This is a genomic window from Actinoplanes sp. NPDC051633 (genome assembly GCF_040681735.1).
GTDB lineage: Bacteria > Actinomycetota > Actinomycetes > Mycobacteriales > Micromonosporaceae > Actinoplanes.
In genome coordinates this window covers 1-1,404 of sequence record NZ_JBFAZH010001608.1, presented here as the reverse complement: position 1 = coordinate 1,404, position 1,404 = coordinate 1, and the positions used below count along the sequence as shown (strand labels likewise).

Annotated in this window: 1 pseudogene; it reads left to right on the top strand. The window is 69.7% G+C overall.

Features of this window, described 5'->3' with window-relative positions:
* A pseudogene (locus AB0M20_RS43575) lies at positions 1 to 1,240 on the top strand (hypothetical protein); the annotation flags it as partial.
* Between the last annotated feature and the right edge of the window lie 164 nt (positions 1,241 to 1,404).

Here is a 1,404-nt window from a genome sequence, read left to right as displayed (position 1 = left end):
GCACTCGATCGCCATCGCCGGCAGCACAGTGTTCATCGGTAACGACGGCGGCGTCTACACGCGTCCGGTCGACCCGGCCCGCAGCAGCGAGGACGCGGCCGGACACGCCACGGACTGGGCCAACCACAACGCCGGCCTGCGCACCTTGCAGTACTACTCGGCCGGCACCGGTCGCGATCCCGACCGCAGGGGCTTCCTGGTCGCCGGCGGTCTGCAGGACAACGGCGGCTCGCTGCTGCGGGCCGGAGCGCGTAAGCAGGTCAGCCCGTTCGGCGGCGACGGCGGGGACATCATCGTCAACCCGCGCAACGGTTGCCAGATCCTCAACGAGTACACGTTCTTGGTGCTGTGGTTGACCAAGAACTGCGGGGTCAGCCAGGGGCAGCCGGGATTGATCTTCGATGTGACCGTGCCGGACGTCAATGCCCGGTTCACGGCCCCGTTTCGGGTGGTGCGTGGGTCGAGGAACATCGGTGACGGGTCGAGCGAGCGCTGGATCGCCGGAGGCAACACGTTCTGGCGCCACGACTACGGCTTCAGCTACACCGCGGCCCAGGCGGCGGCCGAGGACGACAACGGATGGAAGCCGCAGTACACGCTCGACACGGCCGGGCAGCGGCTGATCGTCGGGATGGACGGCGTGGCCGACCCGGCCGCTCCGGCCGACCCGGCCAGGGACACCTACATCGCGTCGTGGTGTGGGCAGTCGAACTGCAACAGCGCAGGGTTCACCCGCGGCGTCGCCACCAACTGGGGCGGCGCGTGGACCGAGCTCGACCTGACCGGGCTTCCGAACCGCTATCCCAACAACGTCATCTTCGACCCGTACGACCGGACCAACTCGACGATCTACCTGATCTTCAACGGGTTCAACCGGCGGTTCATCGAAGGCCCGGGTGCCGGGGTCAAACACGTCTACCGGGGCAAGCTCAGCCGGACCGCGACCGGCGTGTCGGTGGCCTGGACCGACCTCTCGGTCGGGTTCCCGGACGTGCCGGCCACCGACGTGGTGGTCGTCGGCAACAGGCTCGTCGTCGGCACCGACCTGGGTGTGCTCGTCGCTGACCGGCGGGCCACCCCCGACACGATCAAGTGGCGGCGGGTCGGACCGAGACCGGGCGAGACCCCCATCTCGCTGCCGCTGACAACCGCGTTCGACCTGCACGTCAGCGCCGACGGCTTCCTCTACGCGGCCACCCACGGCCGAGGCATCTGGAAGACACCATTGCTCCTGCTGTGACCATCCGTTTCCGGGAAGCCCGCCGCGGCGGGCTTCCCGGAACCCGTCCGCACCTCGTACCGTCGAAAGTGTCATGCGAGCCGTACGACTTCTCGCCGCCGCGGCCCTCGCCGCCGGCGCGGTCGCCTGCGCCCCCGACCGCGAGCCCGGACCGGCAGCGGCCG